This window comes from Methylobacterium sp. WL12 (assembly GCF_008039475.1).
In the GTDB taxonomy this organism is placed as follows: domain Bacteria; phylum Pseudomonadota; class Alphaproteobacteria; order Rhizobiales; family Beijerinckiaceae; genus Methylobacterium; species Methylobacterium cerastii.
The window spans coordinates 21,569-46,088 of sequence record NZ_VRUW01000036.1 but is presented as its reverse complement, the minus strand read 5'-3'; the positions used below and the strand labels follow the sequence as shown (position 1 = coordinate 46,088).

The 24,520-nt window shown below is 72.0% G+C and carries 24 protein-coding genes; 8 read left to right on the top strand and 16 right to left on the bottom strand.

Annotation, left to right across the window (positions count from 1 at the left end):
* Positions 1-863, bottom strand: an 863-nt coding sequence (locus FV226_RS14955) for a LysR family transcriptional regulator (RefSeq protein WP_147763533.1), incomplete at its 3' end; no start/stop codon positions are given.
* A gap of 176 nt (positions 864-1,039) precedes the next feature.
* Between FV226_RS14955 and FV226_RS14950 the strand changes: the two genes are divergently transcribed.
* Together FV226_RS14950 and FV226_RS14945 are read left to right on the top strand one after the other, a co-directional pair.
* The gene (locus tag FV226_RS14950) at positions 1,040-1,891 is read left to right on the top strand and encodes an SDR family oxidoreductase (protein WP_147763532.1); all 852 of its coding nucleotides are present in this window, start codon (positions 1,040-1,042) and stop codon (positions 1,889-1,891) included.
* 17 nt (positions 1,892-1,908) lie between these two features.
* Positions 1,909-2,916 (top strand): NAD(P)-dependent alcohol dehydrogenase, encoded by a 1,008-nt coding sequence (locus tag FV226_RS14945; protein ID WP_147763531.1) that lies wholly within the window; start codon positions 1,909-1,911, stop codon positions 2,914-2,916.
* A 45-nt stretch (positions 2,917-2,961) separates the two neighbouring features.
* On the opposite strand, the gene FV226_RS14940 is transcribed toward FV226_RS14945, so the two are convergent.
* Together FV226_RS14940 and FV226_RS14935 are read right to left on the bottom strand one after the other, a co-directional pair.
* Positions 2,962-4,158, bottom strand: a complete 1,197-nt coding sequence (locus FV226_RS14940; RefSeq protein ID WP_147763530.1) for an FAD-dependent monooxygenase — start codon at positions 4,156-4,158, stop codon at positions 2,962-2,964.
* A 21-nt stretch (positions 4,159-4,179) separates the two neighbouring features.
* Positions 4,180-6,600, bottom strand: a complete 2,421-nt coding sequence (locus FV226_RS14935; protein ID WP_147763534.1) for a PAS domain S-box protein — start codon at positions 6,598-6,600, stop codon at positions 4,180-4,182.
* 377 nt (positions 6,601-6,977) lie between these two features.
* Between FV226_RS14935 and FV226_RS14930 the strand changes: the two genes are divergently transcribed.
* Positions 6,978-7,379, top strand: a complete 402-nt coding sequence (locus FV226_RS14930; protein ID WP_147752133.1) for a hypothetical protein — start codon at positions 6,978-6,980, stop codon at positions 7,377-7,379.
* Between the two features lie 124 nt (positions 7,380-7,503).
* Here FV226_RS14930 and FV226_RS14925 read toward each other — a convergent pair whose 3' ends face one another.
* The 4 genes from FV226_RS14925 to FV226_RS14910 form a co-directional block, all read right to left on the bottom strand.
* A complete protein-coding gene (locus FV226_RS14925) occupies positions 7,504-8,481 on the bottom strand; it encodes an HWE histidine kinase domain-containing protein (protein WP_147763529.1) in 978 nt (325 codons plus the stop codon).
* 314 nt (positions 8,482-8,795) lie between these two features.
* A complete protein-coding gene (locus tag FV226_RS14920) occupies positions 8,796-10,355 on the bottom strand; it encodes an ABC transporter ATP-binding protein (protein ID WP_147763528.1) in 1,560 nt (519 codons plus the stop codon).
* Between the two features lie 10 nt (positions 10,356-10,365).
* Positions 10,366-11,460: a ring-opening amidohydrolase gene (locus FV226_RS14915; RefSeq protein WP_147763527.1), complete on the bottom strand. Its 1,095-nt coding sequence runs from the start codon at positions 11,458-11,460 to the stop codon at positions 10,366-10,368.
* On the bottom strand, positions 11,457-12,188 hold the full coding sequence (locus FV226_RS14910) for an isochorismatase family cysteine hydrolase (protein WP_147763526.1): 732 nt from the start codon (positions 12,186-12,188) through the stop codon (positions 11,457-11,459). Before FV226_RS14910 ends, FV226_RS14915 begins: the two co-directional genes overlap by 4 nt.
* 54 nt (positions 12,189-12,242) lie before the next feature.
* On the opposite strand from FV226_RS14910, the gene FV226_RS14905 reads away from it, so the two are divergent.
* On the top strand, positions 12,243-12,548 hold the full coding sequence (locus tag FV226_RS14905) for a BrnT family toxin (protein WP_147763525.1): 306 nt from the start codon (positions 12,243-12,245) through the stop codon (positions 12,546-12,548).
* Positions 12,529-12,843, top strand: a complete 315-nt coding sequence (locus FV226_RS14900) for a BrnA antitoxin family protein (protein WP_147763524.1) — start codon at positions 12,529-12,531, stop codon at positions 12,841-12,843. The genes FV226_RS14905 and FV226_RS14900 overlap by 20 nt, the downstream gene beginning before the upstream one ends.
* Before the next feature lie 5 nt (positions 12,844-12,848).
* On the opposite strand, the gene FV226_RS14895 is transcribed toward FV226_RS14900, so the two are convergent.
* From FV226_RS14895 to FV226_RS14865, 7 genes are all read right to left on the bottom strand, one after another.
* Positions 12,849-13,889 (bottom strand): formamidase, encoded by a 1,041-nt coding sequence (locus FV226_RS14895; RefSeq protein WP_147763523.1) that lies wholly within the window; start codon positions 13,887-13,889, stop codon positions 12,849-12,851.
* A gap of 8 nt (positions 13,890-13,897) precedes the next feature.
* Positions 13,898-14,821, bottom strand: a complete 924-nt coding sequence (locus FV226_RS14890; protein WP_147763522.1) for an ABC transporter permease — start codon at positions 14,819-14,821, stop codon at positions 13,898-13,900.
* A 19-nt stretch (positions 14,822-14,840) separates the two neighbouring features.
* Positions 14,841-15,998, bottom strand: coding sequence for an ABC transporter permease (locus FV226_RS14885; RefSeq protein ID WP_147763521.1), 1,158 nt, complete (start codon positions 15,996-15,998; stop codon positions 14,841-14,843).
* A 426-nt stretch (positions 15,999-16,424) separates the two neighbouring features.
* Positions 16,425-17,537, bottom strand: a complete 1,113-nt coding sequence (locus FV226_RS14880) for a BMP family ABC transporter substrate-binding protein (protein ID WP_147763520.1) — start codon at positions 17,535-17,537, stop codon at positions 16,425-16,427.
* Between the two features lie 193 nt (positions 17,538-17,730).
* Positions 17,731-17,994 carry a hypothetical protein gene (locus tag FV226_RS14875; protein ID WP_187275275.1) on the bottom strand — a complete coding sequence of 88 codons (264 nt, stop codon included), beginning with the start codon at positions 17,992-17,994 and terminating at the stop codon, positions 17,731-17,733.
* A gap of 294 nt (positions 17,995-18,288) precedes the next feature.
* On the bottom strand, positions 18,289-19,128 hold the full coding sequence (pucL, locus tag FV226_RS14870; RefSeq protein ID WP_147763519.1) for a factor-independent urate hydroxylase: 840 nt from the start codon (positions 19,126-19,128) through the stop codon (positions 18,289-18,291).
* Between the two features lie 28 nt (positions 19,129-19,156).
* Positions 19,157-20,557, bottom strand: a complete 1,401-nt coding sequence (locus tag FV226_RS14865; protein ID WP_147763518.1) for a nucleobase:cation symporter-2 family protein — start codon at positions 20,555-20,557, stop codon at positions 19,157-19,159.
* A gap of 162 nt (positions 20,558-20,719) precedes the next feature.
* Between FV226_RS14865 and uraD the strand changes: the two genes are divergently transcribed.
* The 3 genes from uraD to FV226_RS14850 all read left to right on the top strand — a co-directional run bounded on the left by uraD (position 20,720) and on the right by FV226_RS14850 (position 22,201).
* On the top strand, positions 20,720-21,604 hold the full coding sequence (gene uraD / locus FV226_RS14860; RefSeq protein WP_147763517.1) for a 2-oxo-4-hydroxy-4-carboxy-5-ureidoimidazoline decarboxylase: 885 nt from the start codon (positions 20,720-20,722) through the stop codon (positions 21,602-21,604).
* An 83-nt stretch (positions 21,605-21,687) separates the two neighbouring features.
* On the top strand, positions 21,688-21,909 hold the full coding sequence (locus FV226_RS14855; RefSeq protein ID WP_147763516.1) for a hypothetical protein: 222 nt from the start codon (positions 21,688-21,690) through the stop codon (positions 21,907-21,909).
* Positions 21,910-21,949: 40 nt separating this feature from the next.
* Entirely contained in the window at positions 21,950-22,201 is a 252-nt protein-coding gene (locus FV226_RS14850; protein WP_147763515.1) for a hypothetical protein, read from the top strand.
* Between the two features lie 89 nt (positions 22,202-22,290).
* Here the strand turns inward: FV226_RS14850 and FV226_RS14845 are convergent, their stop codons facing one another.
* On the bottom strand, positions 22,291-23,361 hold the full coding sequence (locus tag FV226_RS14845; RefSeq protein ID WP_147763514.1) for a BMP family ABC transporter substrate-binding protein: 1,071 nt from the start codon (positions 23,359-23,361) through the stop codon (positions 22,291-22,293).
* 47 nt (positions 23,362-23,408) lie between these two features.
* Complete coding sequence (locus tag FV226_RS14840; protein ID WP_147763513.1) at positions 23,409-24,335, bottom strand: ABC transporter permease; 927 nt, start codon at positions 24,333-24,335, stop codon at positions 23,409-23,411.
* Positions 24,336-24,520: the final 185 nt, after the last annotated feature.

Below are 24,520 nucleotides of genomic sequence, written 5' to 3'. Positions count from 1 at the left end.
ACCCAGGCTCGGGTCTTGGCGGCCGGGCGGCGGGTGGGGTGGGTCAAGGCCTGCACCCAGCCGAGATCCATAGTCGGCACGTCGAGGTCGATCTCGACCAGCGCGCCCCGCGACAGCTCGGCCGCGGCGACGAAGCGCGGCCCGTAGACGAGGCCCTGGCCGGCCGCCGCGGCGCGGACCAGCGCCTCCCCGTTGTTGGCGTGCATGCTGCCGCGCACCGGGACGACGACCTCCCCGCCGCGCCCGAAGCTCCAGGTCGAGGTGCCGGCCTGCGAGACGATGGTGTAGCCCAGGCAATCGTGGGCGGTGAGGTCCGCGAGGATCCGGGGCGTCCCCCGTTCGCGCAGGTAGCCGGGGGCGCCGCACAGCGCGATCCGCATCGGCGCGAGCTTGCGCGCGACCAGGCTGCTGTCGACGAGCCGGCCGATGCGCACCGCCACGTCCCACTTCTCCTCGAGCAGGTCGACGTAGCGGTCGGTGAAGCCGAACTCGACCGTCACCCGCGGATGGCGCGCATGGAAGGCGGGTAGCAGCGGCGCGAGGTGGAGGACGCCGAAGGTCGCGGGCGCGCTCACCCGCAGCAGCCCCTCGACCTCCAGGGCGCGCGAAGCCGCCTCGCCCTCCGCTTCGCCGATCTCGGCCAGGATGCGCTCGGTGCGTTCCAGGTAGGCGGCGCCGGCCTCGGTCGGCGAGACCCGCCGCGTCGTGCGATGGACCAGCGCGGTGCCCAGCCGCGCCTCCAGCGCATCGATGTGCTTCGTCGCCATGGCCGCGGACATGCGCAGCTCGCGCGCGGCGGCCGAGATGCCGCCGAGGCGGACCACGCGGACGAACACCTCCATGCCGGTCAGACGATCGGCCACGACCTCGTACTCCTGGTGTGAGCAGATCGTCATACATTGTCGATTATCGCATCGGACGGCAAGGTCCATATCCCGGCTTGCGACAGGCGGCGCCCCCGAACCGGGCCTCCTCCCGGAGGACCTCCGCCGACGCCGGACCCGCGTCCGATCCAACTGATCCAAGACGGAGAACACCCATGACCATCGCCGTGACCGGTGCCACCGGCCAGCTCGGGCGCCTCGTGATCGAGCGCCTGAAGGCCGAGGTTCCCGCCGACGCCGTCGTCGCGCTCGTCCGCTCGCCCGGCAAGGCGGCCGGCCTCGGCGTCGCCGCCCGCGCCTTCGACTACGCCAAGCCCGACACGATGGCCGCCGCCCTGGAGGGCGTGGAGACGCTGCTGCTGATCTCGTCGAGCGAGGTCGGCCAGCGCGCCGTGCAGCACCGCAACGTCATTGAGGCCGCCAAGCGTGCCGGCGTCGGGCGCATCGTCTACACCAGCATCCTGCACGCGGACCGCTCGCCGATCAGCCTGGCCGAGGAGCATCGCGCGACCGAGGCGGATCTGGCCGCGTCCGGCATCCCCGCCACGATCCTGCGCAACGGCTGGTACGTCGAGAACTACACCGCCTCGATCCCGCCGGCGCTCGCCAACGGCGCCTTCGTCGGCAGCGCCGGCGACGGCAAGCTGTCCCTGGCGTCACGCGCCGACTACGCCGACGCCGCGGTCGCGGTGTTGACCGGCCAGGGTCATGAAGGCCGCACCTACGAGCTCGCCGGCGACGACGCCGTGACGCTTTCCGATCTCGCCGCCGAGCTGTCGAAGGCGGCCGGGCGCGCGATCCCCTACCAGAACCTGCCGCAGGACACCTATGCCGGCATCCTCAAGGGCGCCGGCATCCCCGACGCCTTCGCCGAAGGGCTCGCCGCCTGGGACGTCGACGCCTCGCAGGGCGCGTTGTTCGACGACGGCCGCCAGCTCTCCCGGCTGATCGGCCGCCCGACCACCCCGCTGGCGCAAGCGGTCCGCGACGCCCTGCCGGCCGCCTGAAGAAGGAAAACGTTTCGATGAAGACCATCACCTGTGGCGGCGCGCTCGGCCTCGACGGGCTCTCGATCGTCGACGGCCTCGATCCCGGTGCGCCCGGGGCCGGCGAGGTGCGCGTGCGCATCCATGCCAGCTCGCTCAACTTCCACGACCTCGCCGTCGTCACCGGGCGCATGAAGACCGCCCCCGGGCGCGTGCCGATGTCCGACGGCGCCGGGATCGTCGAGGCCGTGGGCGCGGGCGTCGCCGACCTGTCGGTGGGAGACCGCGTCGTCTCGACGTTCTTCCCGCACTGGATCGACGGCGAGCCCACGGTCGCCGACTTCTCGACCACGCCGGGCGACGGCGTGGACGGCTACGCCCGCGAGGTCGTGGTCGCGCCGGCCAGCGGCTTCACCCGCGCGCCGGCCGGCTACAGCCACGCGGAGGCGGCGACGTTGACCACCGCTGGGTTGACGGCCTGGCGGGCGCTGGTGGCGAATGGCGGTCTCAAGGAGGGCGACAGCGTGCTGGTGCTCGGCACCGGCGGCGTGTCGATCTTCGCGCTCCAGATCGCCAAGGCGATGGGGGCGACCGTCATCGCCACCTCGTCCTCCGACGCGAAGCTGGAACGCGCCCGCGGGCTTGGGGCGGACCACCTCGTCAACTATCGCACCCGGCCCGACTGGGGCATGGCGGTGCGCGACCTGACCGGCGGGCGCGGCGTCGACCACGTGGTCGAGGTCGGCGGTGCCGGCACGCTCGCCGAGTCGATCGTGGCGGCACGGGTCGGCGGCCACATCGCGCTGATCGGCGTGCTCACCGGGCCGGCCGGCCCGGTGCCGACCGCGGCGCTGATGGCACGCCAGCAGAGGCTTCAGGGCCTGATCGTCGGCAGCCGCCGCCTCCAGCAGCAGATGATCCGCGGCCTGGAGGCGACGGGCCTGCGTCCGGTGATCGACCGCAGCTTCCCGCTGGACGACATCGCCGAGGCCTTCCGCCTGCAGCAGGCCGGCGATCACTTCGGCAAGATCGCCCTCGAATATTGATCGCGCGGAAGAGGCGGCCTCCGCTTCGATCGCGCGGAGGCCGTGTCACACCTCCGGCACCGGATACCGGCTCAGGTCCGGCTCCTTGGCGCGGCCGGCGGTGAAGCGCGCAGCCAGGCGGCGGGCGGGCTTGGTGCTCGCGATGCGCAGGGCGCCGTGGAGCAGGCGGATGCCGAGGCGGGTGTTCGGGTTCATCAGCTTCGGCGCGATCTTGGGCACGCCCTGCCCGTCCTCGACCATCGGGCGCATCGCGCGCTCGTAGGCGGCGAAGGCCGCGGCGACGTCGTCGGCGGCGGCCAGCTCCGCGGCGAGGACGTAGGCGCCTGTGACGGCCAGCGTCGTGCCGATGCCGGCGAGCGGCGTGGCGCACCAGGCCGCGTCTCCGGTGACCGCCACGCGGCCGCCGGACCACCGCGGCATCCGCACCTGGCGCAGCACGTCGAAGTAGAAGTCCGCGGTGGCGTCGAGGCCGGACAGGACGCGCGCGGCCTGCCAGCCGGCGTCGGCGAAGCGTTCGCGCAGGTAGGCCTTCTGCCGGGCGGCGTCCCAATCCTGCTCGCCGCCCGGGGGCTGGCGCAGGGTCAGCATCGCGCGCGTGGTGCCGTGCTGGTCGGGACGCAGCGAGATGCCGCGCCCGCCCGGCGCGTTGAACCAGCGCCACATCCGGTCGTCGCCCGCGATGCGCGGGATGGTGAAGTAGGCGATGGTCAGGTCCATCCAGCGCGGGTCGGCCTCGCCGGGGAAGACCAGTTCGCGCGTGCTCGAGCCGACGCCCTCGGCGATCAGGACCGCGTCGTAGCGCGCGCTCGCCCCGCTCGCGAAGCCCACCGTCACGGCGTCGGCCGCGTCGTCGATGCGGGTCACGCGGTCGCCGAAGCGGTAGGTCGCGCGCTGCCGGGCGGGCTCGTAGAGCAGCCGCGCGAGGTCGCCGCGCAGGATCTCCATCTCCGCCGTCGGGCCGTCGCCGAGGCTCGGATCCATCCGGAAGGCCGCGACCGCCCGGCCCTGCCCGTCGACCCAGGCGGTGCCCTCCTCGCCGGTGCCCTGCGCGAGGGCGATCTGCTCCAGGCCCATGCGGCGCAGGACCGCGCGCCCGACCCCGCGGACGTCGACGTTCTGGCCGCCGTCCCGGAAGTCCGGCGCCCGCTCGACGACGGTGACGTCGAAGCCGGAGCGCCCCAGCCACCACGCCGCGGTGTTGCCGGCGACGCTGGCGCCGGTGATCAGGATGCGGCGGGGCATGCGGGGCTCATGGTGGACGGATCAGGGCCCCGCCGCGCCGGCGCGGTTGACCGCCCGCCGCAGGGTGCGGGACAGGTCCTCCACCGAGTAGGGCTTCTTCAGGAGCGGGAAGCCGTGGGTGCCCTGCTCGGCGATGACGTGGCTGTAGCCGGAGGCGAGCACGACCGGCAGGCCGGCTTGGCGGTGGCGGATCTCCCGCGCCATGTCGATGCCGTTCATCCCCGGCATCACCACGTCGGAGAACACCACGTCGAAGCGCGGGGACGCGGAGAGCACCGTCAGGGCCTCCTCCGCGCTCATCGCCCACACGGTCTCGTAGCCGAGCTCGCGCAAGGCCTGGGTGGCGAAGGAGCCGACCTCCTGGTTGTCCTCGACCACGAGGACGCGGGTGCCGTGCCCGTCGGCCAGGGGCTCGGGCTCGCCGTCGTCCTCGGCCGCCACCGAGCGCCCGACCTCGCGGGGCAGGTACAGGGTGAAGGTCGTGCCCTCGCCCAGCGTGCTCTCGACCACGACCTCGCCGCCCGACTGCTTGGCGAAGCCGAACACCTGCGACAGGCCGAGCCCGGTGCCCTGGCCCACGCCCTTGGTGGTGTAGAAGGGCTCGAAGATCCGGTCGAGGTCGGCGGTCGCGATGCCGGTGCCGGTGTCGCGGACCGAGACGGCGACGAAGTCGCCGGCGACGCGGGGATGGGCGCGCACCGCCGGGATGGCGGAGGCGCGGCGGACGTTGATGTCGAGGCGGCCCTCCCCGTCCATCGCGTCCCGGGCGTTGATGGCCATGTTGACCAGCGCGGTGTCGAACTGGCTCGGGTCGGCGTCGATCAGGTAGGGCACCTCGTTGCCGCGCCCGTCGCGGTTGGCGGCGACGTCGGTGACCACGCGGATGCGGGCGCCGGTGAGCGTGCCGACCATGTCGGCGACCGAGGCGACGCTGCGGCCGACGTCGAACACCTCCGGGGTCAGGGACTGGCGCCGGGCGAAGGCGAGCAGCTGCCCGGTGAGCTTGGCGGCGCGGGTGACCGTGTCGGAGATCGCGCCGATGTAGCGCTGGCGGCGCTCCTCCGGCAGGTCGGGGCGCTTGAGCAGGTCGGTCGAGGACCGGATCACCGTCAGCAGGTTGTTGAAGTCGTGCGCGACGCCGCCGGTGAGCTGGCCGACCGCCTCGAGCTTCTGCGACTGGCGCAGCTGCTCCTCCAGGGCGCGGCGCTCGGTGACGTCGCGGCCGGCGCCGTAGAAGTGGTCCTCCTGCGGGATCGCGTTCCACGACACCCAGCGGTAGCCGCCGTCGGCGGTGAGCATGCGCACGTCGAGGCTGTCCAGCACCTGGCCGGCGCGCAGCTGCTCGAAGGCGGCGGAGGCGGCCGCCTTGTCCTCGGGGTGGACGTAGTCGCTGAACGAGGTGCGCACGAGCTCGAAGGCGGACCAGCCCAGCATCCCGTTCCAGGCCGGGTTGACCGAGCGGTAGAGGCCGTCGAAGCCGCAGACCACGAGGAGGTCGCGGCTGGCCCGCCAGACCAGGTCGCGCTCCGTGGTCCGGTCGCGGGCGGTGTCGCGCAGGACGCTCTCGGCCTTCTGCCGGTCGGTCACGTCGTTGAACAGCAGGGCGACGCGGTGCTGCACGGGATCGCCGATGCGCAGGGCCTGGACCTCGAACCAGCGGCCGAGCGCGACGACCCCGCTCTCGAAGCGGACGGCCCGGCCGGTCAGGGCGACCTTTCCGTAGGTGTCGAGCCAGCTCCGCTCGAGGTCGGGCACCACCTCGCTCACCCACTTGCCGACCACGTCGTCGAGGCCGGTGTGGCGCGAGAAGGCGGGGTTGGCCTCGACGAAGCGGTAGTCGACCGCGCGGCCGTCGGCGTCGAACCGCAGCTCGATCACGCAGAAGCCGGCGTCGAGCGCGTTGAACAGGGTGCGGTAGCGCGCCTCGCTCTCGGCGAGCATGCCCTCCTCGGTGCGGAACCGGGTGACGTCGAGCTGGCTCGCGAAGAAGTAGCGCAGGTGGCCCTCGGGGGTGAAGACCGGGCTGACGTAGAGCTCGTTGCGGAAGGTCGAGCCGTCGCGGCGGTAGTTCAGGATCTCGACGACCACGTCGCGCCGCGCGGCGATGGCGTCGCGCACCTTGGCGATGTCGGACGGGTCGGTGTCCGGCCCCTGCAGGAAGCGGCAGTTGCGGCCGATCAGCTCCTCGGCCGAGTAGCCGCACAGGACCTGGAACGCCCGGTTGGCGAACACGATCGGGTTGTCCGGCAGGTTCGGGTCGGTGACGATCTGCGGCATGCGGGTCTTCTCCGCCGCCGTGAACAGCAGGTCGACGTCCGCCCCGGAGGTGCGCTGGCCCTCCTGCGGCAGGCGCACATGCGCGGCGTTGCGCTCGCGCAGGCGCGCGACTTCGGCCTCGAGTCTCCGGTTCTCGCTGCGCAGGCGCTCGATCTCGTCGTCCATGCCGTCCATTTCCAGGGACATGTTCCGGGAGGCTCGCCGCCCCGGAACACCCGTTCGCGAACGGTCCGCGGCGACGGCGGAGCGCCCGTCCGGACGCCCGTGATGCCGCCGGCCTTCATGCGTCAGGCGATCGCCTCCGGTCAACGCGGGGGGCGCAGGGGGCATCGCGGACGGTCGCCGCAGGCCGATCCCGAGCGGTCGGAAACCGATGCCCGGCCTCCACGCCGGACCATCCGAGAAGGAGCAGGAACTCCTGGCACCCGGCGTCGGATTTCCATCGCCGGACGCTGCGACGCAGCGAACGATCATCCCCTGTTGGAACGCGATCGGGCCGAAGGTGTTTTAGGTCCCATACGCATCACGACAGGAGAACTCGAATGCGCAAGCTCGCACTCGCTTCCACCGCGCTGCTCGGCCTCGGCCTGCTGGCGTCGGCGCCCGCCGAGGCCCGCGGCTGGGGTTACGGCGGCGGCTACGGTCACGGCGGCTACGGCTATCGCGGCGTCGGCTTCCGCGGCGGCTACGGCGGATACCGTGGCTACGGCGGATACGGACGCGGCTACGGCTACCGCCGCGGCATCGGCCCGGGCGCGGCCATCGGCCTCGGCATCGCCGGCCTCGCAGCCGGCGCGATCGTCGCGAATTCCTACGGCGGCTATGGTGGTTACGGCGGATACGGCTACGGCCGCCCGGTCGGCTATTACGGCGGCTACGGCTACGCGCCGGCCTACGGTTACGCCCCGGCCTACGGCTACGGCTACCCGGCCTACGGCTACTGACGAACGGACGCGCGGGCGGGCATCGCCCGTCCGCACAGGTTCATCGTTCGAGGGCGCCCGACGCGAGTCGGGCGCCCTCCTTCGTGTTCGGTCGCGAGGTGAGCGCGGCGCGGCCGCCGGCCCGTCACCGGGCCGGGACCACCATCCGGAAATGCAGCCCGGCGGCGTCGATGGTGCGCTCGAAGCGGCCGGCGAGGCTGCGCTCGATCGTCTGCTTGAGAAGGCGCGAGCCGAACCCGGTGCCGTCGGCCTTGGTGATCCCGGACGCCGCGCCGGCCTCGGTCCAGTCCAGCGTCAGCACGTCGTCGGCGACCCGCGCCACGAGGTCGAGGGTGCCGCCGCCCGCCAGCGCGCCGTACTTGGCGGAGTTGGTGGCGAGCTCGTGGAAGATCATCGCGTAGTCGTTGACCTTGTCGCGCGGCGCCACGACCGCGTCCGCCACGTCCACGGTGATGTCGGCGCCGCGCAGGTACGGCGCCAGGATGCGCTCGGCGAGGTCGCGCAGGCGCACGTCGCCCTGGTCGGCCCCACTGGCGCGCATCGCCAGGGCGGTCGCCTCGTGCAGCACGCCGAAGCGCTGCGACAGGTCCTCGGCGAAGTTCGGCGTCGAGGTCGCCTCCCTTGCGACGATGGCGGTGAGCGCGCGGGCGACCGTGAACATGTTCGAGACGCGGTGGGCGAGCTCGGCGGTCAGCAGCCGCTCGGCCTCCTCGGCCCGCTTGCGGTCGGTGATGTCGAGGAAGATGGCCTGGACCCATTCGCCGACCCGGCCGGCCTCGCCGCCGACGCCGCGCGCCGAGATCCAGCGCGCGTCGGCGCCCTCGCCGATGCGGAAGTCGAAGCTGTAGGCGTGCGGGTCGACGGCGCTCGCCGCCCAGTCCCGCATCATCGCGGGGCGGTCCTCGGCGTTCACCCGCGCGAAGAGGGCGTCGATGCCGACCACCGGCTCCGTCGTCTCCCAGAACGCGCGGCAGAGTTCGTCGAGCTGGGCGAGGCGCCGCTCCGGCGACCACGCCCAGAGGCCGACGCCGCCCCGATGGATCGCCGCGGTGAAGCTCGCGAGCGTCCACGCTTCGCCGGTGAGATCCGTGCCCTGCGCCATGCGTCCTTCCGAATCGAGCTGTTCGCATCCTGCCGGAATTCGGCCCGGATGCAGGCGCGGCGCCGTCTCGACGGAAGGGAACTCGGATCTGGCGCCTTTGCTCCGGTCGCGATGTCGCGATGCGGCACCCGCACGAGACCGTCACGCGCGAGGGATGCAGTCGGGCGTCAGCCTTCGGCCCGCTCCACGAAGCGCCGGCATCCGAACACCTCGCTGTCGCGCGATCGCTGGAGGATTCCTTCGCGCGCAGCTACGCGCCCCCTGATCCCGAGGGGCTTGTGGCCGGACACCCAGTCCCTGTCGGACGCCCGACCTCAGTGGTGCCCGGCCATGTGGCGGCCGATCGTGGCCACCTCGGCGGTGGCGGCCGGCGTCTCGTAGACGAGGCGGCCCTCCGACATCACCACGATGCGGTCGGACAGCTCCAGGATCTCGTCGAGGTCTTCGCTGATCAGCAGCACCGCGGCGCCGGCGTTGCGCGCGGCCACGATCCGGTTGCGGATCTCCGAGACGGCGGAGAAATCGAGGCCGAAGCACGGGTTGACCACGATCAGCAGGTCGACCGGGTCGGTCAGCTCGCGGGCGAGCACCGCCCGCTGCACGTTGCCGCCGGACAGGGTGGCGATCGGCGCCTCCGAGGAGGCGGTCTTCACCTTGAACCGCTCGATCAGGTCGCGTCCGCGCCGGGCCATCGCCCCCCGGTCGAGCCAGAAGGTCGGCTTGGCCGTGGGGTCGTCGCCGCGCCGGTCGAAGGCGCGAAAGCCCAGGTTCTCGACCACCGACATCCGCGGCGCGCAGGCGTTGCGCAGCGGCTCCTCCGGGATGAACCGGACTTTTCGCGCGCGGCTCTCGGCGCGGGTGCCGGCATAGGGCGCGCCGGCCACCACCACCCGGCCGCCGGTGGCGCGGACCTGCCCGCCGAGCACGTCGGCCAGCTCCTTCTGGCCGTTGCCCGAGACGCCGGCGATGCCGACGACCTCGCGGGCGCGAACGCTGAGCGCGTCGATCGCGATGTGGCGCAGGCCCGAGGCGTCGGTGGCGGTGACGCCCGCGATGCGCAGGACCTCGCGGGCTTCGTCGGGCGCGCCGACGCGGGCGGCCGGCACGCGCACCTTGCGCTCGCCCATCATCATCGCCGCCATGTCGTCGCGGGAGAGTTCGCCGACCGCGCCGCCGCCCACGAGCTTCCCGCGCCGGAGCACGCTCAGGCTCCGGGCGAAGGTCTCGACCTCGCGGAACTTGTGGCTGATCATCAGCACGGTGAGGTCGCCGCGATCGGTCATCGCGCGGAGCAGCCCCAGCACCTCCTCGGCCTCGGCCGGCGTCAAGACCGAGGTCGGCTCGTCGAGGATCAGGAAGCGGGCTTCGAGATAGAGCTGCTTGACGATCTCGAGCTTCTGCTTCTCGCCCGCCGCCAGCTCCGCCACCGGCCGGTCGAGGTTCAGCCGGAACGGCATGCCGGCCATGAAGGCGGAGAGCCGCGCGCGCTCGCGGCCCCAGGCGATCACGGAGGGCGCGTCGGCGCGGCTGATGACGAGGTTCTCGGCTCCCGTGAGCGAGGGCACCAGCGTGAAGTGCTGGTAGACCATGCCGAGTCCGCGCCCCTGCGCGCCCTTCGGGTTGGTGATCTCGGCCTCGCGGCCGTCGACCAGCACCGTGCCGGCACTCGGGGCGTAGAAGCCCATCACGCACTTCACCAAGGTCGACTTGCCGGCGCCGTTCTCGCCGAGCAGCGCGTGGAAGCCGCCGGCCGCGATCTTCATCGACACGTCGTCGAGGGCGGCGAAGGCGCCGAAGCGCTTCGTCATGCCGACGGTCTCGACGCCGATGGCGCGCGGCGGGACGGGCATCGGGACCGGGGCTGGCGACGTCATGGGCGGCCTCTCACGGCGCGTGGGCGATGATCGCGACGGGGCCGCCGCCATCCGGTCCCTGATGCTCGGCGCCGCCCGAGACGTAGAGTTCGGCGTGGCCGACGAGGCCGGCGAGCACCCCGCCGACGAAGCCGCGGGCGTGGCGGGTCGCGGCGAGGTCGGAATCGGTGAGCATGGTGGTGCGACGCCCGCGCAGGCGCCCGTCCGACGGGGCCTCGGCCTTGGCCAGCAGCGCCACGAGCCGTTCGCGCTGCGCCGGCGCCAGCTGTCCGGCCGCGCCGAGGCCGAGCCGGGCCAGCGCGGCCCGCACCGGCTCGACGTCGAGGGCGTCCGCCATGGTGGCGTGGTCGATCCGCAGCGGGCCGGACCAGCCGGCGCCGCGCCCGAGCACGACGATCTCGTGGCCCATCAGCTCGACGCCGGCCGACGCCGAGGCGCGCGAGGAAGCGAGCGCAAAATCCCGGCCGATCGCGCCCTCCTCCAGCGCGCCGACCTCGCCCAACGCCGTGGCGATGCCCAGCGAGGCGGCGGCGCGCGACAGGCCCATGGATTTCAGCGTGTCGGCGGTGGCGCAATCCGCGCCCCGGCCGCGCGCTGCGGCGATCCGCTCCGAGGTGAGGAGCGGGCACTTCACCTGGACGAACTGCACGTCGGCCGGGTCGGCGATGCCGGCGTCGCGCATCGCCGCGCGCACGCCCTCGGCCACCGACTCGACCTGGGCCAGGCGCCCGACCTCTTCGGGCGCCAGGTCGGCGGTGTGGGCGTGGCCGATGGCGAGGGCGCCGGGCTCGGCGGGTTCGTCCGCCTCGCGCACCTCGAAGACCGTCAGGTGCGGGGACAGACCGCCCTCGGTGCCGCCGGACATCACCAAGCAGACCCGCTCGGCGGCCGCCTCGCCGGCATGCCGTCGGAGCAGGTCGCGGAGCGCGCGGGCGGCGAGCCCACGGGTCCAGTCGTTGACCAGGCCGTTGCCCTCGGTCTTGCCGAAGATGGCGACGACGGCGCCCGGCACGATCCGGCCCTCCGCGATCGCGCGTTCCAGGCCGGAGACGTCGTCGGGGGCGGCGACGGCGATGCGGTGGACGACGGCGCGGCGCGTGCTCATGCGGCCGCCTGCGCGGTCACGGCCGCGATCACGGCGTCGGTGTCGGAGACCGCGCCGAACACGCCGCCCTGCATCGTCACCATGCGGAGCGCCGCCATGTGGTTCTGCGGATCGGTGGCGCCGCAGGCGTCGCCCAGCACCACGCATTCGAAGCCGCGGTCGTTGGCCTCCCGCATGGTGGTGGAGACGCAGACGTCGGTGGTGATGCCGGTGAGCACGAGGTTGCGGATGCCGCGGGTGCGCAGGACCAGCTCGAGGTCGGTGGCGCAGAACGCGCCCTTGCCGGGCTTGTCGATCACCACCTCGCCGGACAGCGGCGCGAGTTCGGGGACGATCTCCCACCCGGGTTCGCCGCGCACCAGGATCTTGCCGCAGGGCCCGGGGTCGCCGATGCCGGCGCCGATCCGGCGCGAGCGCCAGCGCTTGTTCTCCGGCAGGTCGGAGAGGTCGGGCCGATGGCCCTCGCGGGTGTGGACGACCAGGTAGTCGCGGCTGCGCATCGCGGCGAGCAGGCGGGCGATCGGCGCGATCGGCGCCCGGGTCAGCGACAGGTCGTAGCCCATCGCGTCGACGTAGCCGCCCGCCCCGCAGAAATCCGTCTGCATGTCGATGATGACCAGCGCCGTATTCGACGGCCGCAGGTCGCCGTCGTAGGGCCAGGGGTAGGGCTCGGCGGGGATGGTGGTGCCGGGCCGTGCGTCGGCGGAAGGAGGACGATCGAAGCTCATGACGATGCCTCAGGGCACTGGCTTGCCGAACCGCTTTGTCGTGACAATTTCGACGTGACGACGCGCTTCGAATGGGATCCCGACAAGGCCGCGTCCAAGCTGCGCAGGCATGGGGTGCGGTTCGAGACGGCAGCGCGCGTCTTCACGGACCCGTTCGCGATCACCTCGGCGGATCGGATCGAAGATCGGGAGCTGCGGTGGCGGATCGTCGGGATGGCGGACGCGATCCGGGTGCTCGTCGTCGTCCACACGATCCGTGAGGCGACCGAAGCCGGCGAGGAGATCGAGGTCGTCCGCATCATCTCCGCCCGCAAGGCCGATCGTTCGGAAAGGCGAAGCTATGAAGACGAAGCTTGTTAGCTACGAGATCGACCTCGCCAACCCGCCGCCCCTCACCGAGACGCAGAAGACGGAGCTTAAGGCACGCGCGGCGATGCCGGACGAGGCGATCGACGACGGCGACATCCCGCCCCTGACCGAGGCGTTCTGGGCGAACGCCGTGCGCAACCCGTTCTACCGGCCGGTGAAGACCTCCACGACGGTGCGGATCGATGCCGACGTGCTGGCGTGGCTGCGCGCGCCCGGGCGGGGCTACCAGACGCGCATCAACGCGATCCTGCGCCGCGAGATGATGGCGGCGCTGAAGAAGGGCTGAGGCCCTCACTCGGCCGCCTCCCGCGCGGCGGATGCGTTCGGGCTCGTCTGCCCGGCGCCGTAGGAGCGGGTCGGCGCGGGGAAGCCGCAGGCGGTGCCGTCCACGGTCCGGACCTGGTCCTCCCAGGGCACCCTGTACCGGCCGGCCGCGAGGTCGTGCATGTAGGTGTAGGGGCAATCCTGCGCGCCGCCCTTCACCGCCGTGTAGCCGCGGTGGCCGAGCTGGTAGATGTTGTTCTCGACGCCCCAGTGGATGCGGGCCTCGCGCACGAGGTCGGGCCGGACCTCCGCGGTGATGATCTCGTCGACGCGGCCGGTGGTGCCGTGGGCGAGGATCGCCCCGTCGAAGTTGCAGACCATGCCCTCGCCCATCGAGTCGAAGGTGCCGTCCGAGCCGCACAGGCAGACGTTGGCGGTGACCATCAGGTTGCAGAAGGCGTTCGACTGGTTGGTGAAGCGCCAGGATTCGCGGATCGGCGCGGTGTAGCCGGCCGTGCGGATCATGATCTCGGCGCCCTTGTAGGCGCATTCGCGCGCCATCTCCGGGAACATGCCGTCGTGGCAGATGATCAGCGCGAGCTTGGCGCCCTTCGGACCGTCGATCACCGGGATGCCGAGGTCGCCCGGCTCCCACGGCTCCACCGGCACCCAGGGGTGCATCTTGCGGTAGTACAGCTTCACCGCGCCGGTATCGTCGACGACCAGGCCGGTGTTGTATGGCGCGCCGTGCGGGTTGAACTCCATGATGGAGAAGCAACCCCAGATCCGGTTGTCGACGCAGGCCTTGCGGAAGGCTGCCACCTCCGGCCCGTCCATCCGGCACATCAGCTCGGGCCGCGTGTCCATCGAGAGGCCGTGGAGTGCGTATTCGGGGAACACCACGAGGTCCATCGTCGCGAGGTTCGCCCGCGCCTTGGCCACCATCGCGACGATCCGGTCGGTCTGCGCCGCCAGGTCGGCCGGCGTCTCGATCCGCGGCAGCTTGAGCTGCACCAGGCCGAGGACGACGCCGTTCGGGGATTTGTTCAGGCCGCCGAGACCATTCATGAGAAACCCTATTTCGAGAGGGAGAGCTCGCCCGGCGCGCCGGTCAGCGCCCGGTCGGGCGACGAGGTGGCGATCAGCAGGGCGAGCGTGAGGACGTAGGGGGCTGCGTAGTACAGGTAGTAGCCCTGCGTGACGCCGACCGATTGCAGCGCCGGGCCGAGCGCCCCGGCGCCGCCGAACAGCAGGGCGGCGGCGAAGCACGCGAGCGGGTTCCAGCGGGCGAAGATGACGAGCGCCACCGCCATCAGCCCCTGGCCCGACGAGATCCCCTCGTTCCACGAGCCCGGATAGTACAACGACAGGTAGGCGCCGCCGATCCCGGCGAGCACGCCGCCGGCGGCCGTCGCGTAGAGGCGCACGCGGTCGACGTCGTAGCCCATGGCGCGCGCCGCGTCGGCGCTGTCGCCGACGACGCGCACGATCAGCCCGGCCTTGGTGTTGCGGAACGCCCACCACAGGAACACGGAGAGCGCGGCGCCCGCCAGGAACAGCACGTTGACGCGCAACGCCGCCTGGATCTGCGGCACGTCCGACCAGAACCCGAACGGGATCGCCGGCAGCGGCGGGGCGGAGGGCTGGATGAAGGCCTTGCCGAAGAAGAAGGCCAGCCCGGTGCCGAACAGCATCAGCGCGATGCCGACCGCCACGTCGTTGACCCGCGGTAGGCGGCAGACGAACCCGTGCAGCAGCCCGAAGGCGCCGCCGGCCAGGCCGGCCACCGCGACGCCGGCCCAGGGCGAGCCGGTGAGCACGGCGGTGGCGTAGGCCGACATGGCGCCGAACACGAGGGTGCCTTCAAGCCCGAGGTTGATCCGCCCCGAGCGCTCGGTGATGGTCTCGCCGAGGCTGACGAACAGGAACGGCGTCGAGACGCGGATCGCGCCGCCGACCACCGCGATCAGGACGCTCCAGAGCCCGAGGTCGCCGTTCATCGCATGCTCCCCGCCGTGGTCATGCCGGCGCCCCCGCCGGCAGGGCGGCGACCGCGCGCTTGGTCGCCCACAGGTGCGGGCTGAACAGGTGCAGGCGCCCGTAGAGCGTCTCGCTGGCCAGCACCACGAGGAACAGCAGCCCTTCGAGCACCAGCACGGTGGCGTCGGGCAGCTGCATCCGGCGCTGGATCAGCCCGCTCGACGCCTCGATCCCACCGAGCAGGAACGCGACCGGCATGATCGCGATCGGGTTCTGGCGGGCGAGGAACGCGACGAGGATGCCGGTGTAGCCGTAGCCGGCCGCCAGCGTCCCGTTGGCGGTCCCCTGCACCGCGACCACCTCGAAGAACCCGGCCAACGCCGCGAAGGCGCCACCGAGCGCGGTGAAGCCGACGATCAGGCGCCCGACCGGCAGGCCCTGGATCTGGGCCGCGCGCACGTTCCCGCCGGCGATCCGCGCGGCGAAGCCCAGCGTCGTGCGGTCCATCAGCACGTAGGCGACGAGGCAGGACAGGACGCCGACCCCGAGGCCCCAATGCACCCCGATCCCCGGCATCGGCGCCAGCATGAAGGCGTCGCCGACGGGCAACGTCGAGGGCTTGTTGAGGCTCGCCGGATCGCGCAGCCAGCCTTCGATCAGGTGGTTGGAGAGCGCGATGGCGATATAGGACAGGAGCAGGCTCGCGATGGTGGCGTTGACGCCGCGATAGGCCTGAAGGAAGCCGACGGCCCCGATCCAGACCGCGCCGACGAGGGCGGCGGCGAGCGCCATCAGCGGAATCGCGAGCGCGGGCGGCAACGCGGCCAGCGGCTGGGCCGCCGCCGCCGCGCCGAGGCCGCCGAGCACGATCGCCCCCTCCCCGCCGATCACCACGAGCCCGAGGCGGGCGGGCAGCGCGACGCAGAGCGCGGCGAACAGCAGGGGCGCGGCGCGCTGCAGGCTGTTGCCGAGGGCGAAGGGCGAGCCGAAGCCGCCGCGATAGACGATGTCGACGAACTGGAGCGGCGACTTGCCGAGCGCCGCCAGGAACAGGCCGAACAGCACGAAGCCGGCGAGCGCCGCGCCGACCGGGATCAGGAACGCCTCCGAGCGCCGCGCCAGCCAGGCGCGGACCTGGAGGCCCCGGGAAGGGCCCTCGATCACCTCGACCGGTGCCACAGCGGCGTCCGCGACCATCCCGCACCGTCCTTCGGTTCCACGATCCCGCAAACCCTGCGGCAGGAAGCGTGCCAGCTTCTCCGACCCCGTCGGATCGAAGGCCGTCCGCTTCCTCTCACGCAGGGGCTACCCACCTCGCCGATTTCGTCACGGCATCGGATCACGCGCGGGTCCCCCCCTCTCCCCGCGGGCGGGAAGAGGCCCGGCGGCACCCCGTCGTGCAGCCGGGGAGCGAAAGGCGAAGCCGAAGCGGAGGTGAGGGGGGTGCCGACGGAGGAGCCTCCTTCGGCTCGGCCCCCTCACCGTCGGCTGCCGCCTCGCTTTTCCGACGACGAGGTCGGCAAAGCCCTCTCCCCGCGCGGGAAAGGGGATGCGCGCAAAGCGAACCGCCAGACGCGGCGAGGTGTGAATCGTGTCGCCTCCGCGGGCGCGGGAAACGATCCCTCAGACCGAGCCCTTCACGCCCGCGACGAGGTAGTTCGTACTTTCCAGCTCGGGCGCCTTCTCGGGGTAGCCCTGGCCGGCGGCGAGGATCTCCTTGCCGGCATTGTCCTTGAGCGGGCCTTTGATGATCTGGTAGCCGCCCTTCATCATCTCGGCCTTGACCGCGTCCGCGTTCTTTCGCGCCGCATCGCTCACGCCGGGGCCGTAGGGGCTCATCTTGACGTAGCCGTCGGCGAGGCCGCCGCGGACGAAGTTCTCCGGCACCTTCCCGGCCTGCATCGCCTCGACGAAGCCCTTGTAGATCGGCAGCCAGTTCCACTCGGCCCCGGTGAGGTACTTCTGCGGCGCCAGCGGCGACTGGTCGACGTGGTAGCCGCAGACGAAGGCGCCCCGGCGCGCGGCGGTCTCCACCGTCACCTTCGGGCTGTCGACGTGGCAGGTGATGACGTCGGCGCCGCCGTCGATCAGCGCGTTGGTGGCCTCAGCCTCCTTGACCGCGAGCGACCACTCGCCGGTGAAGATCACCTGGCAGGTGATCGAAGGGTCGACGCTCTGCGCACCGAGCAGGAAGGCGTTGATGTTGTTCAGGACCTGCGGGATCGGCTTGGCGGCGACGAAGCCGACCTTCTTCGACTTGGTGGCGTGGCCGGCCACGATCCCGTTGAGATACTGCCCCTGCGCGATGTAGCCGAAGTAGGAGCCGGCGTTCTTCGGGTCCTTGTCGGTCCACAGCCCGCCGCAATGGCGGAACTGGATTTTGGGGTTCTTCTTCGCCTCGGCGACCATGTAGGGGCTGTAATAGCCGAACGAGGTCGGGAGCAGGAGGCTCGCCCCGTCGAGGGCGATCATGCTCTCCATGGTCTTCTCGACGGCGTTGGTCTCGGGGACGCGCTCCTCCTCCGTGACCTCGAGCCCGGGCATGCCCTTCAAGGCCTTGGCGGCGAGAGCGTGGGCCTGGTTGTAGCCGTAATCGTCCTTCGGCCCGACATAGATGAAGCCGGCGGTGAGCGTGCCGGCCGCGCGAGCCCGGGACAGCGGCGCCAGCGCGAGGGCGGCGGCGCCCCCGAGGAGATGCCTGCGCGAAAGCGAATGGTCTGCCGCGTGATCTGCCAAGGCCGCCTGCTCCGTCCCGATTGCGGGGCGAAGTCTAGGCTTGGCCGCAACACCGGCGAAGCCGAGATTTTCGGCATCGCCGCCGTCGCGGCGGCTGAGCGCGACCCGCGATCGGATCGGCCTCGTCGCTCAAAATCAGTCCTGCCGCTGCGACTCTTTTCGGCAAAGGTCGCGGCGGCGTTCGAGGCCGACCTTAGCGGCCGCGATAGGCCCGCGCGTCGCGGGCGTCGCGCAGCGATCCGGTGACGAGGCCGTCGTCGGCGCCGTAGACGTCGCGCCCGTAGCCGCGCGGGGCGTGGCCGGCGGCGTCGAGAGCGTTCGGGACGGCGGCACGGCCTTCGAGGCCGCCGGGCGCGAGGGCGGCCGGGATGCCGGCGGGGGCGGTGAAGCTCTGCGCGAAGGCGGTGGTGGAGAGGGCGAGGCCGAGGGCGGTGCCGAGGATCAGGCGTGCGGTCATGGGAGGCGTCCGAGGTTCGAGTCCGGTCGGCCGCCCACGGCGGCCGATCTTATCGATCCTAGATTTTCACCAGAGCTGCCTTTGGAAAGGGCTGCGAATGCTGAAGTTTTGGTCGTATTTTTCGCCAATACCGCGGGCGGGCGCCTCGCGGTGGGTCGGCGGCAACGAAGATAGCCGAAAAATCCGTTCCCAATCAGGGTCTTAACCGATGATGCAGTGCCGCATGCCCGCAGATTCGGCACTTGGCACGCCTCTTTCCCAGAGCGTGCGGTTCGGCACCCGACGCGCGGAATTCTACCCTCGGGCGATCGTCGCCACGATCTGTCCGTGCGGCTCGTCGGTGGGCAGGAACACCGCGTTGGCGTTCTCCAGGCCGAACGGCGCGAGGTTGATCGGGATGTAATGCTTGTTCGGCATCGCGAAGCCGATCTCGGCGATCTCCGGGATCGCGGCCAGGGCCGCCTCGCCCATCCGGTACATGCTGTCCTGCACGCCGAAGCTGTAGGTGGTGCCGAACACCGCGAGCAGCCGCGCGAGGATTTCGGCGTTGGCGGTGGCGTAGTCGGCCGGCGCCCGCGTCCAGGTCCAGGTCGCGTCCATGGCGGTGGCGGCGATGCGGTCGGTGGTGTCGGGCAGGGTGCGGTAGCCGTCGTCGACGAAGTCGGACCAGCCCGATTGCGTGGTCTTCATGAAGGTGAAGTCGCGCAGGCCCGATTGCAGCACCCTCGCACCGCGGCTCGCCACGAGCCGGACGAATCCGGTGCCGTTGCCGTCGAGCGTGAAGGTGTGGCCGTGCGGCTCGGGCCCGATGGCGTGCCGGAGCCAGCGCGTCTCCTGCCCCTCGATCGTGACCTCCTCGATCTGCGGGTAGGTCTCGAGGAACACGGCGGCGACCGCCTCAACGAAGCCCTCCTTGTCGAGGGACAGGTTCTTGGCCGCGGTGACGTTGACGATGTTCTTGACGCTGTCGGTGGCGACGCAGGCGCGGTTGTCGCCCGCCGTCCAGGCGGCGTCGAAGGCGCCCTTCATCAGCACGGTGAGGGTGAGCTCGCGCGGGGTGTGGTGGTCGCCCGCGCGGGTCAACCGCATGACCCGGACGCGGCCCTTGCCGTAGGTCGAGGCGGTGAGCGGCATGGTGGTCTCCGGTTCGGGTCTGGACGCGTCAGTGCTCGGCGGCGGCGGCCTGGCGCAGGGCGGCGTCGCGGGCGTCGGCGGTGCTGCCGAGCCCGTTGAAGAACAGGTTCAGCGCCACCGCGGCGATCGCGCAGAGCAGGATGCCGGATTCGAGCAGCGGGTGCAGCGCGTGCGGCATCTGCTTGAAGAAGTTCGGCGCCACCAGGGGGATCATCCCGAAGCCGACCGAGACGGCGACGATGAACAGGTTGTTGCGGTTGCGCGCGAAGTCGACCGCGCCGAGGATGCGCGCGCCGGTGGCGCCGACCATGCCGAACATCACGAGGCCGGCGCCGCCGAGCACGCATTGCGGCACCGCCTCGACCAGGGCCGCGAGCTTCGGGATCAACCCGAGCCCGAGCATGATGACGCCGCCGACCACCGCGACGTAGCGGGTGCGCACGCCGGTGACGCCGACGAGGCCGATGTTCTGCGAGAACGACGTGTAGGGGAAGGTGTTGAACACCCCGCCGATCATCGTGCCGAGCCCGTCGGCGCGCAGGCCCTTGGTCAGGCGCGCCTCGTCGACCGGGTCGGCGCAGATCTCGGCGAGCGCCAGGAACATGCCGGTCGACTCGATCATCACCACGACCATGACGATGCACAACGTCACCACCGAGACCGGATCGAAGGTCGGCCACCCGAAGGCGAAGGGCCGCACCACGTCGAACCAGCCGGCGGTCGCCACGTGCGAGAGGTCGACCAGCCCGAAGGCGCCCGCCACCAGCGTGCCGACGACGATGCCGACCAGTACCGACGCGGAGGCGACGAAGCCGGTGCCGTAGCGGGTGATCGCCAGGATCACGCACAGCACGAAGGCGCTGATGCCGAGGAAGACCGGCGCGCCGTAGTTCGGGTTGCCGACGCCGCCCGCCGCCCAGTTCACGCCCACCCGCATCAGCGAGATGCCGATGACGAGGATGATCGTGCCGGTGACCACCGGCGGGAACAGCGGCAGCAGCCGCCCGACGAGCGGCGCCACCAGGAACGCGAACAGCCCGGCGGCGATCACCGCGCCGTAGATGCCGGTGAGCCCGATCTCGGGGCTCGCGCCCATGGCGATCATCGGCGTCACGGCGGCGAAGGTGACGCCCATCATCACCGGCATGCGGATGCCGACACCGGGCAGGCCCCAGCTCTGCACCAGCGTGGCGAGGCCGCCCGCGAACAGGTCGGCGCTCACCAGCATCGCCACCTGCTCCGGCGCCAGCTTGAGGGCGCGCCCGACGATCAACGGCACGGCGACGGCGCCGGCATACATCACCAGCACGTGCTGGAGGCCCAGCAGCGCGAGCGCCAGGGCGCCGACCCGGGCGACCGGCGCGACGGCGGGCGCGAGCGGCACCGGTCCGCTCGCGGGCAGGACATCCGGGTGGGCGGTGCTCGACATCGGCGAACGCTCCGGGGGCCGCCGGATCGGTCCGGCCGCAGGACTTTTTCCCGCGCAAGCCATGTGCCAGGGCCGAGCCAGCGCCTCTGCGGCCGCCGATCGCACCGCGTGGCCCGTTGCCTGCTACCGTCGGCCCGGAAGACCCGATGCGCGCGAGGCCCGATGACGATCCCCCTGGCCGACCTGAACACGATGCAAGAGGCCGACTTCGTGGCGGCCCTCGGCGGGGTGTTCGAGCACGCATCCTGGGTGGCGCGAGAGGCGGCCGGCGCGCGGCCTTTCGCCAGCGTCGCGGCGTTGCATGCCGCCATGCGCGGCGCCGTGGAGACGGCCTCCGACACGACCCGCCTCGCGCTGCTGGCGGGCCATCCCGAGCTCGCCGGACGGGCCGCGCGGGACGGCACCATGGCCCCCGATTCGGTGGCCGAGCAGGCCGCGGCCGGCCTCGACCGGATGTCGGATGCGGAAGTCGCGCGCTTCGCGGCGCTCAACGCGGCCTACCAGGACAAATTCGGGCTGCCCTTCATCCTGTGCGTCAGGCGGCACGGTCGGGCCTCGCTGCTCTCCGCCTTCGCCGCGCGCCTCGAATCCGACGCCGCGACGGAGCGGCGGACGGCGGAAGCCGAAGTGTTCCGCATCGCCGCGATCCGCCTGAACGCGCTGGTCTCCGGCGACGGACCGCTCAGGACCACGGGCCGGATCTCGACGCACGTGCTCGACACCGTCAGCGGGCGGCCGGCGGAAGGCGTCGCGGTGAGCCTGCACGAGGTGGTGTCGGAGACCGAGACGGCCCTGGTGGCGCGGGCGGTGACGAACGCCGACGGACGCACCGACGCGCCGCTCGTGGCCGGGCGCCCGGTGCCGATCGCGGTCTACGAGCTGCGCTTCGCGCTCGGCGATCACCACCGGCGCCAGGGCCTCGCGCTCGCCGAGCCGCCCTTCCTCGACGTCGTGCCGCTGCGCTTCGGCGTCTCGGACCCGGAGGGGCACTATCACGTGCCGCTGGTGGCGACGCCGTGGAGCTACCAGACCTATCGCGGCAGCTGACGGGTCTACCAAATTCGTCCTCCCGGCTGCGCACCGGCGCGGCCCTCGCGCGTTGACGGCGCAGACAGACGAGGAATTCTCCCATGCTGCGTTCGACCCGCGTCCTGATCCTCTCGCTCTGCCTCGGCTGCGGGCTCGCGGGCGCCGCGTCCGCGCAGTCCGTCGGCGCCCCGGCCGGGCGCGAGGCCGCGACGGCGCCCGGCGGCGCGATCGGTCGGGCCGGGCCGGCCAACCGGATGGAGGCGATCCGCAGCGGCGACGCCTACGGCCGGCGCCGGATGCGCCGCCATCGCCATCGACGCTGAGCCGCCGTCCACTTCCCTTCGACCACGGAGACCCCCGACGATGCGCCGCGTCCTGCTCACCGCCCTGACCCTCGCCGCCTTCAGTGGACCCGCCTTCGCCCAATCGACGGGCGCCCCGGCGGGGAGCGACCCGGCGACGGCGCCGGGCGGCACCGAAGGACTCGCCGGCCCCCGCAACGAAATGAACGCCGTCCGCGACGGCGACGCGGTGCCCGTGCCGCCGCGCACGGGCGGGATCGAGGGCGACACGCCGTCGTCAGGCGAACGGATGCCGCCACCGCCGCGCTATTGAGGCGCGTAACGCCGCCGATGAGGACCGCCGGCCTCAAGGCATGACCCACATCTCCCCCCCCCGGAGAGGGGGGAGGGAAGAGCCGCCGCCTATTGCGGCAGCTTGTCGTCGACGCCCTTCACGTACCAGTTCATGCCCAAAATCATCGTGTCGGGCGCGCTCTCGCCCGCCTTCACGGCCACCGTGCCGTCCTGCTTCGTCACCGGGCCGGCGAAGGGGTGGAGCTTGCCCGATGCGATGTCGGCCTTGGTCGCCTCGGCCATCGCCTTCACGCTGTCGGGCATGTTGGCGAAGGGCGCGAGCACGACCATGCCGTCCTTGATGCCGCCCCAGGTGTCGTGGCTCTTCCAGCTCCCGTCGAGCACCGCCTTGGCCTCGCTGATCACGTAGCCGTCCCAGTCGTCGGTGATGGCGGTCAGCTGCGCCTTCGGGGCGAAGCGGGCCTGGTCGGAGGATTGGCCGAAGGCGAGCTTGCCGGCCTTCTCGGCCTCCTGCAGCGGGGCCGCGGAATCGGTGTGCTGGGTCAGGATGTCGGCCCCTTGCGCCAGCAGGGCCTTGGCCGCCTCCGCCTCCTTGCCCGGATCGAACCAGGTGTTCACCCAGACGATCTTGAGCTTGATGTTCGGGTTCACCGATTGCGCGCCGAGCATGAAGGCGTTGATGCCGCTCACCACCTCGGGGATCGGGAACGAGGCGATGTAGCCGACGGTGCCGGACTTCGAGAGCGTTCCGGCGATCTTCCCGCAGACGTAGCGACCCTCGTAGAAGCGGGCCGAGTAGGTCGAGACGTTGGCGCTGCGCTTGTAGCCGGTGGCGTGCTCGAACTTCACGTTCGGGAACTTCTTGGCGACCTTCAGGGTCGGCTCCATGAAGCCGAACGAGGTGGTGAAGATCAGCTTGGCGCCCGAGCGCGCCAGCTTCTCGATCGAGCGCTCGCTGTCGGCCTCCGGCACGCTCTCGAGATAGGTGGTCTCGACCTTACCGGGCATCGCCGCCTCGAGCGCCTTGCGGCTGAGGTCGTGCTGGTAGGAATAGCCGTAATCGGCCACCGGGCCGACGTAGACGAAGCCGACCTTGAGCTTGTCGTCGGCCTGCGCGGCGGGTGCGAGCAGGAGGGCCGCAAGGATGGCGGCAGTGATCGTCCGCGTGATCGTCCGCATGGTCGTCGGTATCCCCAAGGTCGTTACCCCTACGATGGCCCCCGCCTTCAGCGGTGTGGCGTGAATTCGCGGCCCAGGGCGGCGGGCGCCAGCGAGCCGCCCTGGCGCCGCCCGAGGGACAGCAAGACCAGGGCCAGGATCGTCGCGAGGTAGGGCAGCGCCGACAGCGCCTGCCCCGGCAGGCCCAGGCCCGCGGCCTGGGCATGGAGCTGCAGCACCGTCGCGCCGCCGAACAGCAGCGCGCCGGCCGCCACGCGCAAGGGGCGCCACGAGGCGAAGACCACGAGCGCCAGCGCGATCCAGCCGCGCCCGGCGGTCATGCCCGGCGACCAGAACGGCGTGTAGGCCAGCGACAGGTAAGCCCCGGCGAGCCCGGCGCAGGCGCCGCCGAACAGCACGGCCAGCACCCGGACCCGGCGCACCGGCAGCCCGAGCGCGTGCGTCGCGGTGTGGTCGTCGCCGATGGCGCGCAGCACCAGCCCGGCGCGGGTCCGGCCGAGGAACCACCACACCCCGAGCACCAGCAGGATCGCGGCGTAGACGAAGGCGTCCTGCGAGAACAGCAGGTCGCCGACGACCGGCAGGTCGCTCAGGCCCGCCACGTGCAGATGCGGCGCCGGATCGCGCTTCATCCCGACATAGCCGGTGCCGACGAGGCCCGAGAGCCCGAGGCTGAGAATCGTCAGGGCGAGGCCCGACGCCACCTGGTTGGCCGCCAACCCGACCGTGAGCACCGCGAACAGCGCCGACAGCGCGAGCCCGGCGCCGGCCCCGCCGAGGGCGCCGAGAAGCGTCGAGTTCGTCTCGGTGGCCACCGCGAAGCCGGCGGCGGCGCCGAGCACCATCATCCCCTCGGTGCCGAGGTTGAGCACGCCGGAGCGCTCGGCCACCAGCTCGCCGACCGCGGCCAGGATCAGCGGCGTCGCCGCCGTCAGCACGGTGACGAGCACCATCTGGACGATGTCGAGACTCATCGCCGGACTCCTGTTGCCACCGTGCGGGGGTGCGACACGCGTCCCGCTCGGCGCGCCGCCCTCCCCCTGGAGCGGGGGAGGACGATGGCAGACGGCACCGCGCCGTCATTCCGGGGCGCCGCAGGCGAGCCCGGAATGCAGAGCCGCCGACGGTGCCAAGTCCGGCGCGACCTGCGGTTCTGGAT

Bases quoted from the DNA above. Each gene is read 5' to 3' on its own strand.
- FV226_RS14900 (WP_147763524.1), top strand. From the start codon at position 12,529: ATGAAGACGAAGCTTGTTAGCTACGAGATCGACCTCGCCAACCCGCCG.
- FV226_RS14865 (WP_147763518.1), bottom strand. From the start codon at position 20,557: ATGTCGAGCACCGCCCACCCGGATGTCCTGCCCGCGAGCGGACCGGTG.
- FV226_RS14840 (WP_147763513.1), bottom strand. From the start codon at position 24,335: ATGAGTCTCGACATCGTCCAGATGGTGCTCGTCACCGTGCTGACGGCG.
- FV226_RS14915 (WP_147763527.1), bottom strand. From the start codon at position 11,460: ATGAGCACGCGCCGCGCCGTCGTCCACCGCATCGCCGTCGCCGCCCCC.
- FV226_RS14910 (WP_147763526.1), bottom strand. From the start codon at position 12,188: ATGAGCTTCGATCGTCCTCCTTCCGCCGACGCACGGCCCGGCACCACC.
- FV226_RS14950 (WP_147763532.1), top strand. From the start codon at position 1,040: ATGACCATCGCCGTGACCGGTGCCACCGGCCAGCTCGGGCGCCTCGTG.
- FV226_RS14875 (WP_187275275.1), bottom strand. From the start codon at position 17,994: ATGACCGCACGCCTGATCCTCGGCACCGCCCTCGGCCTCGCCCTCTCC.
- pucL (WP_147763519.1), bottom strand. From the start codon at position 19,128: ATGCCGCTCACCGCCTCGACCTACGGCAAGGGCCGCGTCCGGGTCATG.
- FV226_RS14850 (WP_147763515.1), top strand. From the start codon at position 21,950: ATGCGCCGCGTCCTGCTCACCGCCCTGACCCTCGCCGCCTTCAGTGGA.
- FV226_RS14930 (WP_147752133.1), top strand. From the start codon at position 6,978: ATGCGCAAGCTCGCACTCGCTTCCACCGCGCTGCTCGGCCTCGGCCTG.
- FV226_RS14920 (WP_147763528.1), bottom strand. From the start codon at position 10,355: ATGACGTCGCCAGCCCCGGTCCCGATGCCCGTCCCGCCGCGCGCCATC.
- FV226_RS14935 (WP_147763534.1), bottom strand. From the start codon at position 6,600: ATGGACGACGAGATCGAGCGCCTGCGCAGCGAGAACCGGAGACTCGAG.
- FV226_RS14845 (WP_147763514.1), bottom strand. From the start codon at position 23,361: ATGCGGACGATCACGCGGACGATCACTGCCGCCATCCTTGCGGCCCTC.
- FV226_RS14885 (WP_147763521.1), bottom strand. From the start codon at position 15,998: ATGGTCGCGGACGCCGCTGTGGCACCGGTCGAGGTGATCGAGGGCCCT.
- FV226_RS14895 (WP_147763523.1), bottom strand. From the start codon at position 13,889: ATGAATGGTCTCGGCGGCCTGAACAAATCCCCGAACGGCGTCGTCCTC.
- FV226_RS14940 (WP_147763530.1), bottom strand. From the start codon at position 4,158: ATGCCCCGCCGCATCCTGATCACCGGCGCCAGCGTCGCCGGCAACACC.
- FV226_RS14925 (WP_147763529.1), bottom strand. From the start codon at position 8,481: ATGGCGCAGGGCACGGATCTCACCGGCGAAGCGTGGACGCTCGCGAGC.
- FV226_RS14855 (WP_147763516.1), top strand. From the start codon at position 21,688: ATGCTGCGTTCGACCCGCGTCCTGATCCTCTCGCTCTGCCTCGGCTGC.
- FV226_RS14945 (WP_147763531.1), top strand. From the start codon at position 1,909: ATGAAGACCATCACCTGTGGCGGCGCGCTCGGCCTCGACGGGCTCTCG.
- uraD (WP_147763517.1), top strand. From the start codon at position 20,720: ATGACGATCCCCCTGGCCGACCTGAACACGATGCAAGAGGCCGACTTC.
- FV226_RS14890 (WP_147763522.1), bottom strand. From the start codon at position 14,821: ATGAACGGCGACCTCGGGCTCTGGAGCGTCCTGATCGCGGTGGTCGGC.